The sequence below is a fragment of the Halobellus inordinatus genome (assembly GCF_024498335.1).
Lineage (GTDB): Archaea > Halobacteriota > Halobacteria > Halobacteriales > Haloferacaceae > Haloquadratum > Haloquadratum inordinatus.
In genome coordinates this window covers 233,103-246,934 of record NZ_CP101825.1, presented here as the reverse complement: position 1 = coordinate 246,934, position 13,832 = coordinate 233,103, and the positions used below count along the sequence as shown (strand labels likewise).

General features: G+C 65.4%; 19 protein-coding genes. 18 read left to right on the top strand and 1 reads right to left on the bottom strand.

The features are described from left to right. Positions 1-7: 7 nt before the first annotated feature. The 18 genes from rplX (at position 8) to NO362_RS01095 (ending at position 12,751) form a co-directional block, all read left to right on the top strand. Positions 8-373 carry a 50S ribosomal protein L24 gene (rplX, locus tag NO362_RS01180; RefSeq protein ID WP_121569962.1) on the top strand — a complete coding sequence of 122 codons (366 nt, stop codon included), beginning with the start codon at positions 8-10 and terminating at the stop codon, positions 371-373. Beyond that, complete coding sequence (locus tag NO362_RS01175) at positions 370-1,095, top strand: 30S ribosomal protein S4e (protein WP_256545821.1); 726 nt, start codon at positions 370-372, stop codon at positions 1,093-1,095. Before rplX ends, NO362_RS01175 begins: the two co-directional genes overlap by 4 nt. Then, positions 1,092-1,613 carry a 50S ribosomal protein L5 gene (locus NO362_RS01170; RefSeq protein ID WP_256545820.1) on the top strand — a complete coding sequence of 174 codons (522 nt, stop codon included), beginning with the start codon at positions 1,092-1,094 and terminating at the stop codon, positions 1,611-1,613. Before NO362_RS01175 ends, NO362_RS01170 begins: the two co-directional genes overlap by 4 nt. Further along, positions 1,610-1,786, top strand: coding sequence for a 30S ribosomal protein S14 (locus NO362_RS01165; protein WP_049985035.1), 177 nt, complete (start codon positions 1,610-1,612; stop codon positions 1,784-1,786). The genes NO362_RS01170 and NO362_RS01165 overlap by 4 nt, the downstream gene beginning before the upstream one ends. A 2-nt stretch (positions 1,787-1,788) precedes the next feature. Further along, the gene (locus NO362_RS01160; protein ID WP_121569959.1) at positions 1,789-2,181 is read left to right on the top strand and encodes a 30S ribosomal protein S8; all 393 of its coding nucleotides are present in this window, start codon (positions 1,789-1,791) and stop codon (positions 2,179-2,181) included. A gap of 4 nt (positions 2,182-2,185) precedes the next feature. Further along, positions 2,186-2,722 (top strand): 50S ribosomal protein L6, encoded by a 537-nt coding sequence (locus tag NO362_RS01155; protein ID WP_121569958.1) that lies wholly within the window; start codon positions 2,186-2,188, stop codon positions 2,720-2,722. Between the two features lie 3 nt (positions 2,723-2,725). After that, on the top strand, positions 2,726-3,430 hold the full coding sequence (locus tag NO362_RS01150; RefSeq protein WP_256545819.1) for a 50S ribosomal protein L32e: 705 nt from the start codon (positions 2,726-2,728) through the stop codon (positions 3,428-3,430). Then, positions 3,430-3,885, top strand: coding sequence for a 50S ribosomal protein L19e (locus NO362_RS01145; protein WP_121569956.1), 456 nt, complete (start codon positions 3,430-3,432; stop codon positions 3,883-3,885). The genes NO362_RS01150 and NO362_RS01145 overlap by 1 nt, the downstream gene beginning before the upstream one ends. Beyond that, positions 3,885-4,439 (top strand): 50S ribosomal protein L18, encoded by a 555-nt coding sequence (locus NO362_RS01140; protein ID WP_121569955.1) that lies wholly within the window; start codon positions 3,885-3,887, stop codon positions 4,437-4,439. Before NO362_RS01145 ends, NO362_RS01140 begins: the two co-directional genes overlap by 1 nt. Next, complete coding sequence (locus NO362_RS01135) at positions 4,436-5,089, top strand: 30S ribosomal protein S5 (protein ID WP_256289220.1); 654 nt, start codon at positions 4,436-4,438, stop codon at positions 5,087-5,089. The genes NO362_RS01140 and NO362_RS01135 overlap by 4 nt, the downstream gene beginning before the upstream one ends. Continuing rightward, complete coding sequence (locus NO362_RS01130; protein ID WP_256545818.1) at positions 5,089-5,553, top strand: 50S ribosomal protein L30; 465 nt, start codon at positions 5,089-5,091, stop codon at positions 5,551-5,553. Before NO362_RS01135 ends, NO362_RS01130 begins: the two co-directional genes overlap by 1 nt. Next, positions 5,550-6,050, top strand: coding sequence for an uL15m family ribosomal protein (locus NO362_RS01125; protein ID WP_256289218.1), 501 nt, complete (start codon positions 5,550-5,552; stop codon positions 6,048-6,050). Before NO362_RS01130 ends, NO362_RS01125 begins: the two co-directional genes overlap by 4 nt. A gap of 3 nt (positions 6,051-6,053) precedes the next feature. Then, a complete protein-coding gene (gene secY / locus NO362_RS01120; protein WP_256545817.1) occupies positions 6,054-7,523 on the top strand; it encodes a preprotein translocase subunit SecY in 1,470 nt (489 codons plus the stop codon). A 168-nt stretch (positions 7,524-7,691) separates the two neighbouring features. Continuing rightward, positions 7,692-8,873, top strand: coding sequence for a COG1361 family protein (locus NO362_RS01115; RefSeq protein ID WP_256545816.1), 1,182 nt, complete (start codon positions 7,692-7,694; stop codon positions 8,871-8,873). Then, positions 8,870-9,535 carry an ABC transporter ATP-binding protein gene (locus NO362_RS01110; RefSeq protein ID WP_121569949.1) on the top strand — a complete coding sequence of 222 codons (666 nt, stop codon included), beginning with the start codon at positions 8,870-8,872 and terminating at the stop codon, positions 9,533-9,535. The genes NO362_RS01115 and NO362_RS01110 overlap by 4 nt, the downstream gene beginning before the upstream one ends. Then, the gene (locus NO362_RS01105) at positions 9,532-10,677 is read left to right on the top strand and encodes an ABC transporter permease (RefSeq protein WP_256545815.1); all 1,146 of its coding nucleotides are present in this window, start codon (positions 9,532-9,534) and stop codon (positions 10,675-10,677) included. The genes NO362_RS01110 and NO362_RS01105 overlap by 4 nt, the downstream gene beginning before the upstream one ends. 69 nt (positions 10,678-10,746) lie before the next feature. Beyond that, a complete protein-coding gene (locus tag NO362_RS01100; RefSeq protein ID WP_256289214.1) occupies positions 10,747-12,000 on the top strand; it encodes a tRNA (N(6)-L-threonylcarbamoyladenosine(37)-C(2))-methylthiotransferase in 1,254 nt (417 codons plus the stop codon). Between the two features lie 163 nt (positions 12,001-12,163). Beyond that, a complete protein-coding gene (locus tag NO362_RS01095) occupies positions 12,164-12,751 on the top strand; it encodes a S26 family signal peptidase (RefSeq protein WP_439331176.1) in 588 nt (195 codons plus the stop codon). A gap of 98 nt (positions 12,752-12,849) precedes the next feature. Here the strand turns inward: NO362_RS01095 and NO362_RS01090 are convergent, their stop codons facing one another. Then, on the bottom strand, positions 12,850-13,830 hold the full coding sequence (locus tag NO362_RS01090; RefSeq protein WP_256545813.1) for a cation diffusion facilitator family transporter: 981 nt from the start codon (positions 13,828-13,830) through the stop codon (positions 12,850-12,852). Positions 13,831-13,832: the final 2 nt, after the last annotated feature.

Sequence of the window (13,832 nt, the reverse complement as noted above, 5' to 3'; positions counted from 1 at the left end):
GAACAGTATGACAAAACAACCACGCAAACAGCGAACTCGGAAGCAGAACGCGCCCCTGCACGAGCGGCAGAACCAGGTCCGCGCGACGCTGTCTGACGACCTCCGCGAGGAGTACGGACAGCGCAACGTTCGCGTCAACGCGGGCGACACCGTCGAGGTCCTCCGCGGCGACTACGCCGGCACGGAAGCCGAAGTCGTCGAGGTCGACCTCACGGACGCGGTCGTACACGTCGAAGACGTGACGGTCGAGAAGGCCGACGGCGAGGAAGTGCCTCGTCCGCTCGACGCCTCGAACCTCCGCGTGACGGAACTGGACCTCGAAGACGACCGCCGTGAGGCGCGGCTGCAGGCCGACACGGAGGACGAACAATGACTCGACATCAGAAGCGACTCTCGGCACCGAACGCCTGGCCCGTCGAACGGAAGACCCAGACGTTCACCGTCAAAGCCGGCGCGGGTCCGCACGGAGAGGCGGGGGTTCCCCTGCTCATCCTCCTGCGCGACGTGCTCGGTTACGTCGACTCGAAGAAAGAGGCGCGCTACGCGCTGAACGAGGGTGCGGTCCTCGTCAACGGCGACGCCGTCTCCGACGAACAGCGCCCGGTGGGGATGTTCGACATCCTCGCGTTCACCGAGCGCGAAGAGTACTACCGCGTCTTCCCCGAGGAGGGTGGACGCCTGGCGCTGACCCCGATCGACGCCGACTCCGCAGACAGCCGACTCGGCAAGATCGTCCGCAAGCAGGACGTCAGCGGCGGCGCGACGCAGCTCACGCTCCACGACGGCGCGAACGTCCGCCTCGACGAGGGCGGCGACGAGTACAGCACGAAAGACTCTCTCGTCGTCGACAACGAGACGAAGGAGATCGTCGCGCACTTCCCCTACGAGGAGGGCGCACTCGTCACCGCCATCGACGGCACCCACTCGGGTGAGATCGGCGAGATCGACGAGATCACCGTCACCGCCGGCAGCGGCGACAACACCGTCATCGTCGAGACCGACGACGGCGCCTTCGAGACGATCGAAGACTACGTCGTCGTCATCGACGAGAACTTCGTCGCCGACGAGGACGAAGACGGAGGTGACGACGAATGAGCGAGTCGTTCCACGAGATGCGCGAGCCACAGATCGAGAAGGTCGTCGTCCACATGGGCGTCGGCGAAGGTGGCCGCGAACTCGCGAACGCAGAGGAGATCCTCGAGGAGATCGCCGGACAGGAAGCCGTCCGCACGACGGCGACGCGCGCTGCGACGCAGTTCGGTGCGCGCACCGGCGACCCGGTCGGCGCGAAGGTCACCCTTCGCAACGAGCGGGCCAACGAGTTCCTGGAGACGGCGCTGCCGATCGCCGACCTGTCGGACAAGCAGTTCGACGACACGGGGAACTTCAGCTTCGGTGTCGAAGAGCACACCGAGTTCCCCTCCCAGGAGTACGACCCCCAGATCGGGATCTACGGGCTGGACGTGACGGTCAACCTCGTCCGTCCGGGCTACCGAGTCAAAAAGCGCGACAAGGTGTCGCGCTCGATCCCCAACGCGCACCGACTCACGCCTGAAGACGCGATCGCCTTCCTCGAAGACGCATTCGACGTCGACGTGGAGGTCACAGAATGAGCGAATCAGAGACAGAACAGACGGGCGAGCACGCGAGCCGTCGCACGGGTCAGAGCCACGAGTGCCGACGTTGCGGACGCAACCAGGGACTCGTCGGTAAGTACGAGATCTACCTGTGCCGTCAGTGCTTCCGCGAGGTCGCCCGCGAGATGGGATTCAAGAAGTACCGATAATTATGGCAGGAAACGATCCACTCGCCAACGCGCTCGCCGGCGTGAACAACGCCGAGAGCGTCGGGCACCTGTCGCACGAGATACAGCCCGCCTCGAACGTCATCGGCTCCGTCCTCGAGGTCTTCTACGACCGCGGGTACATCGACGGCTTCGAGTTCGTCGACGACGGCAAGGCTGGACAGTTCGAGGTCGAACTGAGCGGCGCGATCAACGAATGTGGTGCCGTCAAGCCCCGCTACTCCGCGGGTGCAGACGAGTTCGAGAAGTGGGAGAAGCGATACCTCCCCGCCCGAGACTACGGGACGCTCATCGTCACGACGAGCCACGGCGTCATGAGCCACTACGAGGCCCGCGACCAGGGCATCGGTGGTCAGGTAATCGCCTACGTGTACTGAGACAATGACCAGAGTAGAAATCGAAATTCCGGACGAGGTCTCCGCCGAGGTGTCGAACCTCGATCTGACAGTCGAGGGGCCGAACGGCAGCGTCACCCGGACGCTGTGGTTCCCCTCCGTCAGCGTCAGCGTCGAGGACGACCAGGTCGTCATCGAATCCGACGAGACCGACGCCAAGACGAACGCGACTGTCGGGACCTTCGAGAGCCACGTGTCGAATATGATCCACGGGGTCACCGAAGGCTGGGAGTACAAGATGGAAGTCTACTACGCCCACTTCCCGATGCAGGTCGACGTCGACGGCGACGAGGTCGTCATCGAGAACTTCCTCGGAGAGAAGTCCTCGCGACGGACACCGATCCGCGGAGACACGGACGTACAGGTCGACGGCGAAGAGGTCACCCTGATGGGACCCTCGAAAGAGGACGTCGGGCAGACCGCCGCCGACATCGAACAGCTCACTCGCGTGACGGACAAGGACACGCGCGTCTTCCAGGACGGCGTCTACATCACGCAGAAGCCGCAGACGGGAGGTGCCTAACATATGTCCGACGACGACATCGAGACACTCGAAGACATCAGCGGCGTCGGCCCCTCGAAGGCCGACGCGCTCCGTGAGGCAGGCTACGAGTCGGTCGACGACGTGAAGGCCGCAAGCCAATCGGAACTCGCAGAGGTCGACGGCATCGGGAACGCGCTCGCGGCCCGTATCAAGGCCGACGTGGGCGGACTCGAAGTCACCGAGGAGACCGAGGCAGAAGTCGAAGAGGAGACCGAAGAGGAAGCCGAGCCCGAGGAGGAGGTCGAGACCGAACTCCGTCCCCGTGGCCACGCCGACAAGACGCCGACCCTCGACGACGATACCGCGCGAGCGCTGGGCCAGAAGCACCGCGAGAGCAAGCCCGCGTTCCGTCGGCAGCAGTACCACAAGAAGAAGCGGACGCCCGAATCGTGGCGGAAGCCCCGCGGCAACCTCTCGAAACAGCGCCGCGGCATCAAGGGCAAGGGCGATATGGTCGAGGCGGGCTACCGCACGCCGAAGGCCGCCCGCGGTCTGCACCCCTCGGGATTCGAGGAAGTGCGCGTCCACAACGTCGACGACCTCGAAGGCGTCGACGGGGACACCCAGGCCGTCCGAATCGCCTCGAAAGTCGGCGCACGCAAGCGCGAACGTATCGAGGAAGTGGCTGAGGACCGCGAGATCCGCGTCCTCAACCCGACCTACGTCGAAGTGGAGGTCGAAGAGTAATGACGGATCTGAAAGCACAGAAGCGTATGGCTGCCGACGTCCTCGACGTCGGAAAGGACCGCGTGTGGTTCGATCCAGACGAACAGTCCGAGATTGCGGAGGCCATCACTCGCGACGACATCCGTGACCTGGTCGATCAGGGGACCATTCGCGCCAAGGACGCGAAGGGCAACTCCAAGGGTCGCGCTCGCGAGCGCGCATCGAAGCGCGCCTACGGTCACCGCAAGGGCCCCGGCTCCCGCAAAGGGAAAGCCGGCGGTCGGAAGAACTCGAAAGACGAATGGGTCAGCCGCATCCGCGCACAGCGTCGTCGCCTGAAGGAACTGCGCGACGACGGCCCGCTCAATCCGACGCAGTACCGCGAAGTGTACAACAAGGCGTCGGGTGGCGAGTTCGAAGACGTGGCGCGGCTCGAAGCACACATCCGGAACAACTACGACGTGGAGATAGAATAATGGCAACAGGACCACGCTACAAGGTGCCGATGCGGCGTCGCCGCGAGGTCCGGACGGACTACCACCAGAGGTTGCGCCTGCTGAAATCGGGCAAGCCCCGCCTCGTTGCTCGCGTGAGCAACAAGCACGTCAGGGCGCAGCTGATCACCCCCGGTCCGGACGGAGACGAAACGCACGCGGCCGCGTCCTCGGAGGACCTCGGCGAGTACGGCTGGGAGGCTCCCACTGGGAACCTGCCGAGCGCGTACCTCACCGGGTTCCTCGCTGGGACGCGAGCCATCGAAGCCGGCCTCGAAGAGGCCGTACTCGACATCGGACTGAACACCGCGACGCCCGGTAACAAGGTGTTCGCGGTGCAGGAAGGAGCAATAGACGCTGGCCTCGAGATCCCGCACAACGACGCGGTTCTCGCAGACTGGTCGCGTAACCGCGGCGAGCACATCGCCGAGTACGCCGAGCAGCTCGACGAGGACCTCTACTCCGGGGACTTCGACGCCACGAAACTCCCTGAGCACTTCGACGAAGTGCTCGAGCGACTACAGGAGGACGCATGAGCCAACGCAACGACAACGGCTGGACGCCGCGCACGCGGCTCGGCCGAATGGTACAGGAAGGCGACGTCACCTCGATGGAGCAGGCCCTCAACACGGGCCTGCCCCTGAAAGAGCCGGAACTCGTCGATCAGCTCCTGCCGGGGCTCGACGACGAGGTTCTCGACATCAATATGGTCCAGCGGATGACCGACTCCGGGCGCCGGGTCAAGTTCCGCTGCGTCGTCGCGATCGGTAACCGCGACGGCTACCTCGGCTACGCCGAGGCGCGAGACGACCAGGTCGGATCGGCTATCCAGAAGGCGATCGACGTCGCGAAGCTCAACATCATCTCGGTGGACCGCGGTTCGGGGTCCTGGGAGGACTCCGCCGGTGGCCTCAACTCCCTGACGCGGAAGGCAGAAGGGAAAGCAGGCTCGGTGACCGTCGAAGTGATGCCCGCGCCGCAGGGCCTCGGCCTCGCGGCTGCACCGACCGTCCGCAACATCCTCGAACTGGCGGGCGTCCAGGACGCCTGGACCCGCTCGAACGGGAACACGCGGACCACAGTCAACCTCGCGAAAGCGACGTACAACGCGCTGAAGAACGCCTCGCAGTCGCGGACGCCCCGACGCGCCGCGGCCAAGCAGCGTGAACAAGAGGTGAACGAGTGATGCAGGCAGTCGTTCAGATCCGCGGCGATGTTAATATGAGCACGGGCGTTCACGACACGCTCAAGATGCTCAACATCCATCACGTGAACCATTGCGCGCTCGTCCCGGAGACGGAGACGTACCGCGGAATGATCACGAAGGTCAACGACTACGTCGCACACGGCGAGCCGAGCGCGGACGTCATCGAGACGGTGCTCCGCACCCGAGCCGAGCCCGAGGAGGGCGAGGCTGACGTCGACGACGAGTGGCTCGCGGAGAACACCGACTACGACGACTTCGGTGCGCTCGCAGAGGCGCTGGTCGACGAGGAGACGACGCTGCGTGAGCAGGGTCTCTCGCCGGTCCTTCGACTGCACCCGCCGCGCGGCGGACACCGCGGTCAGAAGCACCCGACCATCGAAGGCGGTCAGCTCGGAAAGCACCAGACCGAAGAGATCGACGAACTCCTGGAGGCAATGCGATGACGTCGAAGAAACGACGCCAGCGCGGGTCGCGCACGCACGGCGGCGGCACCCACAAGAACCGGCGCGGTGCCGGCCACCGTGGCGGCCGCGGTCGCGCCGGTCGCGACAAGCACGAGTTCCACAACTACGAGCCGATCGGCAAACACGGGTTCAAGCGACCCGAGGACTCCCAGCGAACGATCGCTGAGGTCAACGTCCAAGAGATCGACGAGGACGCGGCCCTGCTGGCCGCCGACGGTCTCGCAGAGAAGGACGGCGACGCGTACCACGTCGACGCTCGCGACGTCGCAGACGATGCCGAAGACGCCGACATCGTGAAGGTGCTCGGTGGCGGGCAGGTCCGACAGGAACTGCACCTCGTCGCCGACGCGTTCTCTGACGGCGCGGCCGAACTCGTCGAGGACGCCGGCGGCAGCGTCGAACTCACCGAACGCGGCGAGGAGCTCGCCGCCGAGGACGAAGCAGAAGAATCTAACACAGACGACGCCGAGGAGTAATCCATGGGTTGGAAGGAGGCCGCCGAACCGGTGCTGACGCGGATGCCGTCAGTCGCGCGTCCGGAGGGACACGTCCCGTTCCGCCGGAAGCTTGGCTGGACTGCCGGGATCCTCGTGCTGTATTTCTTCCTGACGAACGTGACGCTGTTCGGACTGCAGACCAGTGGCGCGGGCGGGGACTTCTACGGACAGTTCCGTAGTATCCTCGCCGGCTCGCAGGGGTCGATCCTGCAGCTGGGTATCGGTCCGATCGTCACGGCGAGCATCGTTCTCCAGTTGCTCGGCGGAGCCGATCTGCTGGGGCTGGACACCGACGACCCCCGAGATCAGATCCTCTATCAGGGTCTCCAGAAGCTGCTGGTGGTCGTGATGATCTGTCTGACCGGGCTCCCGATGGTGTTCGCCGGCAACTTCCTGCCGGCGAGCGAACCGCTCGCGCAGTCGCTCGGTATCGGCACCGTCGGCGTGAAGGGTATCATCTTCGCGCAGATGTTCGTCGGCGGCGTCCTCATCCTGTTCATGGACGAGATCGTGAGCAAGTGGGGCGTCGGCTCCGGTGTCGGCCTGTTCATTATCGCTGGCGTCAGCCAGCAACTCGTCGCGGGTCTGTTCAGTTGGCAGAGCCTCGGCGGGCAAAGCGGGTTCTTCCCGACGTGGATCGGGATCCTCACCGGTGCAGCCGAGATCGGCTCGCCGCTGACGCCGGGGGGTCTCTCCGACATCTTCCTCGGACAGGGGCAGATCCTCGCACTCATCACGACGCTGCTCATCTTCGGCATCGTCGTCTACGCGGAGAGCGTCCGGGTCGAGATCCCGCTCTCACACGCCAACGTCAAGGGCGCGCGCGGTCGCTTCCCGGTGAAGCTCATCTACGCGAGCGTCCTGCCGATGATCCTCGTTCGCGCGCTGCAGGCGAACCTCCAGTTCCTCGGGCAGATCCTGAACAACTGGTGGACGGGGATGCCCGCGTGGCTCGGTCAGTACACGCAGGGACAGGTCACCGGTGGCCTGTTCTGGTATCTCGCGCCGATCCAGTCCCGTCAGGACTGGATGTGGTTCCTCGGATTCACCTCCCAGGAGCCCCTCGCGATCGTCGCCCGCGTGCTCATCGACCTGATCTTTATGATCGTCGGTGGCGCGATCTTCGCCATCTTCTGGGTCGAGACGACGGGGATGGGTCCCGAAGCGACCGCCCGTCAGATCCAGAACTCCGGGATGCAGATCCCCGGCTTCCGGCGGAACCCACAGGTCATCGAGAAGGTCATGGAGCGCTACATCCCGCAGGTGACCGTCATCGGCGGTGCGCTCGTCGGCCTGCTGGCCGTGCTCGCGAATATGCTGGGCACGATCGGCGGCGTCTCCGGAACGGGGCTGCTGCTTACGGTCTCCATCACGTACAAGCTGTACGAGGAGATCGCCGAGGAGCAGCTGATGGAGATGCACCCGATGATGCGCGAGATGTTCAACAACTAGCTGCGACATAGCTCCCTTCTCCTTCTTTCTCTCACCGCCGAGTGGCGTCGCTCCCGGTGCCTTGTTCGTCGGACGAACAGGGAAAGACTTGCAAGCACCGCGCTCCCAGAGCGACGTGTTCGTGTCGATCGACCTACAGCCACGGGTCACGACGCCACGATACGCACTATGAATTGGTCCACATCCCTCCGCGTGCTCGTCGTACTGTCCCTCCTGCTCGGTAGCTCGGGCGCTGCCGTAACGACCGCCTCGGCCGCCGGTCCGGCCGTCCAGATGTCTGCTGTCACTATTAGTCCCGAGGACCCGAACACGGGCGAAACAGTAACTATCGAGACGACGATCTCGAACCTCGAAAACAGTCCCTCGACAGTCAACGTGCGGGACGTCTTCGTTCGCGTGCCCGGAACCACCAGAGAGTACGCGCGAGTCGAAGAACTCGGATCGGTCGCCCCCGGCGGCTCGGTCACGGTACCCGTGCGGACGAGCTTTGAGAGCCCCGGCCAAAAGCGGCTGACGCTCAAGGTGGTCGTTCAGGACGACGCGGGCGAGTACTACTCCTACACGTACCCGGTGTACGTCGAAGTGTCCGACCCGACGGTCAGAGCGGGCCTGTCGGCCGGCACGCCCGAAAGCGGGTCTGGAACTGAGCTCACGCTCACGAACTTCGGAAACACGAACCTCACCGACGTCGATATCACGGCCACCGCCGATGGGGAGCCGATCGAACGCAACTTCCTGTTCGACGTCGACCCCGGATCGAGCCAATCGACCGTCTTCGACACCGACGACCTCGAAACAGACACGGTTACGTTCACCGCAACCTACTCCGCCGGCGGAGGTTCCCACACGACGTCGCTCGACGTCGACCTCGACGACCAAACCCCAGTGACGGGCGAAATCCGCCTCACCGGCGTGGAAGTCACCCGGTCCGGCACGGGGATTACTATTCAGGGCGACGCCGCGAACCTCGGGACCACCGACACGCAGTCGGTCCTCGTGCGCGTCCCCGACGCTGACGGTGTGAGCCCTGCGCCTCCGTCGGGTGAGTACTTCATCGGCGCGATCGAGGGCAGCGAGTTCGCGCGGTTCGAGCTGACGGCGCACGCTGAGTCGGACGTGTCGTCGGTCCCCGTCGAAATCTCGTACATCGTCGACAACGAGCGCGTGACGACGACACAGCAGGTGAGTTTCGACGCGGGGGTCGTGTCTGCGACCGACGGCGAAGCCGACAGCGGCGGACAGCAGTCGCCGGGTGGCTCTGGTGCTGGTGGCCTCCCGCTGATCGCGATCGGCGGCGGCATCGTCGTGCTCGTACTCGTCGCGTTCGGCGTCTACCGCTGGCGACAATGAGCGTCATCGAACTCGAAGGCGTCGTCAAGCGCTATCAGAGCGGCGAGGAGGTGATCGAGGCGCTGAAAGGCGTCGACTTCCACGCCGACCGCGGCGAGATGGTGACGGTGATCGGTCCCTCGGGGTCGGGTAAGAGCACGATGCTGAATATGATCGGCCTGCTCGATACGCCGACAGAGGGAACGGTTCGGCTCGACGGCCGTGACGTCACCAACTTCACGGAAGACGAACTCACCGAGGAGCGACGCTCGACGATCGGGTTCGTGTTTCAGGCGTTCCACCTGCTGCCGATGCTGACCGCGACGGAGAACGTCGAACTGCCGTCGATGTGGGACACGAAACGCGACCGGCACGACCGGGCGGTGGATCTCCTGCAGCGCGTCGGGTTGGGTGACCGGCTTAGCCACACGCCGAGTCAACTCTCGGGCGGCCAGCAACAACGCGTCGCGATCGCCCGCGCCCTGATCAACGAACCCGAGATTCTGCTGGCCGACGAGCCGACCGGGAATCTGGATCAGGACACCGGGCGCACGATCCTCGAGGAACTGACGCGCCTGAAAGAGGAGGAGAACATCGCTATCGTCGCTGTGACGCACGACGAGCAGTTCGTCGAGTACACCGACCGCGTCGTTCGCCTCGTCGACGGGGAGGTGCAGTCGTGAGCATCACCAGCGCGCTGTGGCGGTTCCCGAGCGTCCAGATGGCGTGGCGGAATCTCGGCCGGAACCGAATCCGGACGGCGCTGGCGACGCTCGGAATCGTCATCGGCGTCGTCGCCATCGCGTCGCTCGGCATCGCCGGCGTCGCACTCCAACAGCAGGCGACCGCGAATCTCGGCACGCTCGCTGACGAAGTGACCGTCACCGCCGGCGAGGACAGCACCACCGAGGGCGTGACCGAAGAGCAAGTCGAGGAGATCCGAGGCCTCGCCGGCGACGCTGCGGTCGTCCCGAAGAAGTCCAACCGGACGACGCTCACCTCGCGTGACGGTCAGGAGGCTCGCGTCAGCGTGACTGCCCTGACGGAGGCGAGCGCGCTCTATGACGTCTCGGCGGGCGATAACCCCGACCGGCTACAGTCGGGGGCGTTACTCACCAATAGCACCGCGACCCAACTCGGCTTCGAGCTCGGGGACCCGGTAGAGTACGACGGACGGCTCTACCGGGTTCGGGGGCTGATCGAATCGCAGAGCGGCTTCGGTGGCGGCGGCAACGAACTCGTGTTGCCCCTGTCGGCGCTCGCCGATCAACAGTACTACGACTCGGTGACGATCGTGGCCGCGAACGGCCGGGAAGCCCAGCGAACCGCCGACGCCATCGAAGCGCGGTTCAACGAGGGCGACGAGGAGGTACTGAGCGTCACCAGTTTCGCGAGCGTACAAGAGAACATCGACGCGTTCCTGAACACGCTCAACCTCGCGCTGATCGGGATCGGCTCGATCTCGCTGGTCGTCGCGAGCGTCGCCATCCTCAACGTGATGCTGATGAGCACGATCGAGCGCCGCGGTGAGATCGGCGTGCTCAGAGCCGTCGGAATCCGCCGCGGCGAAGTGCTCCGGATGATCCTCGCCGAAGCCGCGTTCCTGGGGGTGATCGGGGGCGTCGTCGGCGCCGCCGTCTCGTTCGCGGTTGGGCTCGTGGTGTTTCAGGTCCTGGCCGGTGATCCAACGCTCGTCTTCGGCTGGGAGAGCATCCGCTATCTGTTGATCGGGTTCGGGTTCGCCGTCTTCGCGAGCGTGCTGAGCGGGCTGTACCCCGCGTGGAAGGCCGCGAACGATCCGCCGGTCGAGGCGCTTCGCGGCTGATCTCGGCCAGCGGACTGTCCCCGAACCGTCGCGCTTTTGGCCGCTCGTCGGGTATCTCGCACCGATCGGATGGCCCGATATCACATCGAGACGTACGGCTGTACCTCCAACCGCGGCGAGAGCCGGCAGATCGAGAGCGCGCTCCGCGACGCCGGCCACTACCCCGTCGACGGTCCGGAGGCGGCCGACGTCGCCATTATGAACACCTGCACGGTGGTCGAGAAGACGGAGCGCAATATGCTCCGTCGGGCCAAAGAACTGGAGTCTGAGACGGCGGATCTCATCATCACCGGCTGTATGGCCCTCGCACAGGGCGAGGAGTTCCGCGAGGAGGACGTCGACGCCCAGATCCTCCACTGGGACGACGTCCCCGCCGCGGTCACGAACGGCGAGTGCCCGACGCCCGGCCCGGGGACCGAACCCGTGCTGGACGGCGTCGTCGGCATCCTCCCGATCGCTCGCGGTTGCCTCTCGAACTGCTCGTACTGCATCACGAAGTTCGCGACCGGCCGCGTCGATTCGCCGCCGGTCGAAGAGAACGTCGAGAAGGCCCGCGCACTCGTCCACGCCGGTGCGAAGGAGTTGCGGATAACCGGACAGGACACCGGCGTCTACGGCTGGGATACGGGCGACCGCAAGCTTCCGGAACTGCTCGACCGGATCTGCACCGAGATCGACGGCGACTTCCGGGTTCGACTGGGGATGGCCAACCCCGGTGGCGTCCACGGCATCCGCGAGGAACTGGCGGAGGTCTTCGCGCGCCACGACGAACTGTACAACTTCATTCACCTCCCCGTTCAGTCCGGCTCCGACACCGTTCTCGAAGCGATGCGGCGACAACACCGCGTCGAGAAGTTCACCGAAATCGTCGAGACGTTCGACGAGACGCTGGACTACTGGACGCTCTCGACGGACTTCATCGTCGGGTTCCCGACCGAGACCGACGAGGACCACGCCCAGAGTATGGCGCTGTTCCGCGAGGTTCGGCCCGAGAAGGTGAACATCACGCGCTTCTCGAAGCGCCCCGGCACCGACGCCGCCGAGATGAAGGGTCTCGGCGGGACGGTGAAAAAGGAGCGCTCGAAGGAGATGTCCGAACTGAAGATGGACGTCGTCGCCGAGGCCTACGAGTCGATGGTCGGCGAGACGCATCGGGTGATGGCCGTCCGCGAGGGGACGGGCGACTCGCTGAAGTGCCGCGACGAGGCCTACCGGCAGATCATCGTGCAGAACGCCGCCGAACACGGGATCGAACCCGGCGACTTCCTCGACGTCGAGGTGACGAGCCACCAGACGGTGTACGCGTTCGGCGACCCGGTGTGATAATGATTACTCTCGTCTCTTACCGCCGACCATCGCCACTGGGAGTGGCGCTCGGCGGTACACAGTGAGAGTAATCACTATGAGTCGTCGCGTTCGACAAGCGCCTCCGACGCTGCCGCGTCGGCGCTGACCGCGGTCTTTTTTCGGCCTCGTCCCGCACGGACTGTCGATGGATCGGTCCGCCGCCTTCCTCCACCTCCGCGACGCCGCCACGACGGTCGCGGTGGTCCTCGCTCTCGGCGTCGTGCTCTTCGGCGTCGCGGGCGTGTGGCCGCCGATGGTGGCCATCGAGAGCCCGAGTATGGTGCCACACGTCGAAACCGGCGACCTCGTCGTCGTCTCCGATCCCGGCCGGTTCGCCGGGGCATCGGCGGACGCGCGCGGCGTCGTTACTGCTGCGACCGCCGGGAACTACTCTCGCCTCGGGGCCTCTGGCGACGTCATCGTCTTCGCTCCGCCTGGGAGGGCGGGATCGCCGATCATCCACCGCGCGCAGTTCAGGGTCGACGCTGGTGAGAACTGGTACGACGAGGCCGACCCGGCGTATCTTCGCGGCGCGGACGACTGCGCGGAACTGGCCGCCTGTCCCGCACCGCACGCGGGCTACATCACGAAGGGCGACAACAACCGCGCGTACGACCAGGCCGCGGGCATCGCGCCGGTAGTCAAGCCCTCCTGGGTCAGAGCGAAAGCGCAGTTCCACATCCCCGAACTCGGGTGGGTCCGGCTCACGATCGCTGGAAAGGCGTGAGCACCGCGGGACGAGTCGAGAGTCGTGGATGCGAGTACTCGCGTCTGCTACGTCCGCGTGTCTCGTCGCTCTATGCGTCGTGTCGCGTCTATTCGCTATCAGCGCGCTTGCTCTCTCCGTTCGGCGCGGTCGCCGTCGTCGCCGTCGTCGCCGTCCTCTGCCACGGTTTCGAGGAGCTGATCGGCCTCTGCGTCTTCCTTCCACTCGCCGAGTTCTTTCGGGTCGACGTGGACGAATACGTCGTCGACCTCGGGCATCGCGCGGATCGAGTCGACGACGGCCGACTCGATGTCGTGGGCCTCGAACAGCGTCATATCCCCTTCTACTTCGATGTGGATGCTCACGTCGACTTCGGGGCCGACGTAGTGGGCGACGACGTCGTGGGCGCCGCGGACCTCTGGGTGTTCGAGCGCGCGTTCGATGATTTCCCAGCGGAGTTCTTCGGGGGGTGCCGCGCCGACGAGGTAGTTCACGTTGTCGCGGACGATCTCATAGCCCGTGTAGAAGATGCCGAGCGAGACGACGCCCGCGGCGATCGGATCGAGGATCGGCGCGCCGAAGGACGCACCGAGCACGCCGACGAGCGCCGCGCCCGCGGTCAGAATGTCGTTTCGATTGTCGAGCGCGGCCGCGACGAGTGCAGGCGAGTGGCGGCGTTCACCAATTCGGAGACAGTACCGGTAGAGACCGTATTTCGTGACGGCAGTCCCGACGAGGACCGCGACCGCCGTCGTTCCGGCCTCGACGCCGTACGTCCCGTTCAGCACCGCCGTCGTGGCGTTCCAGAGCACGGCCGCGCCCGCCGCGAACACGCCCAGCGCGACGAACAGCGAGACGAACGGTTCGATTCGCTCGTGGCCGTGCGGGTGCTCGAAGTCGGGCGGCTGCGTCGTCAGATACAGACCGGCGAGAATGACGATACTGTAGACGCTGTCGGCGACGCTGTTGACCGCTTCGGAGCCGACCGCGAGGCTCCCGGTGAGCCACCAGACGCCCCCTTTCGCCAGCGCGAGGCCGAGATTGACCGCGAGTACGATCGCCCCGACGCGGCGGACGACCCGTTTCCGGTCGTCGCTCATCG

Bases quoted from the DNA above. Each gene is read 5' to 3' on its own strand.
- NO362_RS01165 (WP_049985035.1), top strand. From the start codon at position 1,610: ATGAGCGAATCAGAGACAGAACAGACGGGCGAGCACGCGAGCCGTCGC.
- NO362_RS01115 (WP_256545816.1), top strand. From the start codon at position 7,692: ATGAATTGGTCCACATCCCTCCGCGTGCTCGTCGTACTGTCCCTCCTG.
- NO362_RS01090 (WP_256545813.1), bottom strand. From the start codon at position 13,830: ATGAGCGACGACCGGAAACGGGTCGTCCGCCGCGTCGGGGCGATCGTA.
- NO362_RS01125 (WP_256289218.1), top strand. From the start codon at position 5,550: ATGACGTCGAAGAAACGACGCCAGCGCGGGTCGCGCACGCACGGCGGC.
- NO362_RS01100 (WP_256289214.1), top strand. From the start codon at position 10,747: ATGGCCCGATATCACATCGAGACGTACGGCTGTACCTCCAACCGCGGC.
- NO362_RS01175 (WP_256545821.1), top strand. From the start codon at position 370: ATGACTCGACATCAGAAGCGACTCTCGGCACCGAACGCCTGGCCCGTC.
- NO362_RS01150 (WP_256545819.1), top strand. From the start codon at position 2,726: ATGTCCGACGACGACATCGAGACACTCGAAGACATCAGCGGCGTCGGC.
- rplX (WP_121569962.1), top strand. From the start codon at position 8: ATGACAAAACAACCACGCAAACAGCGAACTCGGAAGCAGAACGCGCCC.
- NO362_RS01135 (WP_256289220.1), top strand. From the start codon at position 4,436: ATGAGCCAACGCAACGACAACGGCTGGACGCCGCGCACGCGGCTCGGC.
- NO362_RS01170 (WP_256545820.1), top strand. From the start codon at position 1,092: ATGAGCGAGTCGTTCCACGAGATGCGCGAGCCACAGATCGAGAAGGTC.
- secY (WP_256545817.1), top strand. From the start codon at position 6,054: ATGGGTTGGAAGGAGGCCGCCGAACCGGTGCTGACGCGGATGCCGTCA.
- NO362_RS01160 (WP_121569959.1), top strand. From the start codon at position 1,789: ATGGCAGGAAACGATCCACTCGCCAACGCGCTCGCCGGCGTGAACAAC.
- NO362_RS01130 (WP_256545818.1), top strand. From the start codon at position 5,089: ATGCAGGCAGTCGTTCAGATCCGCGGCGATGTTAATATGAGCACGGGC.
- NO362_RS01155 (WP_121569958.1), top strand. From the start codon at position 2,186: ATGACCAGAGTAGAAATCGAAATTCCGGACGAGGTCTCCGCCGAGGTG.
- NO362_RS01140 (WP_121569955.1), top strand. From the start codon at position 3,885: ATGGCAACAGGACCACGCTACAAGGTGCCGATGCGGCGTCGCCGCGAG.
- NO362_RS01110 (WP_121569949.1), top strand. From the start codon at position 8,870: ATGAGCGTCATCGAACTCGAAGGCGTCGTCAAGCGCTATCAGAGCGGC.
- NO362_RS01145 (WP_121569956.1), top strand. From the start codon at position 3,430: ATGACGGATCTGAAAGCACAGAAGCGTATGGCTGCCGACGTCCTCGAC.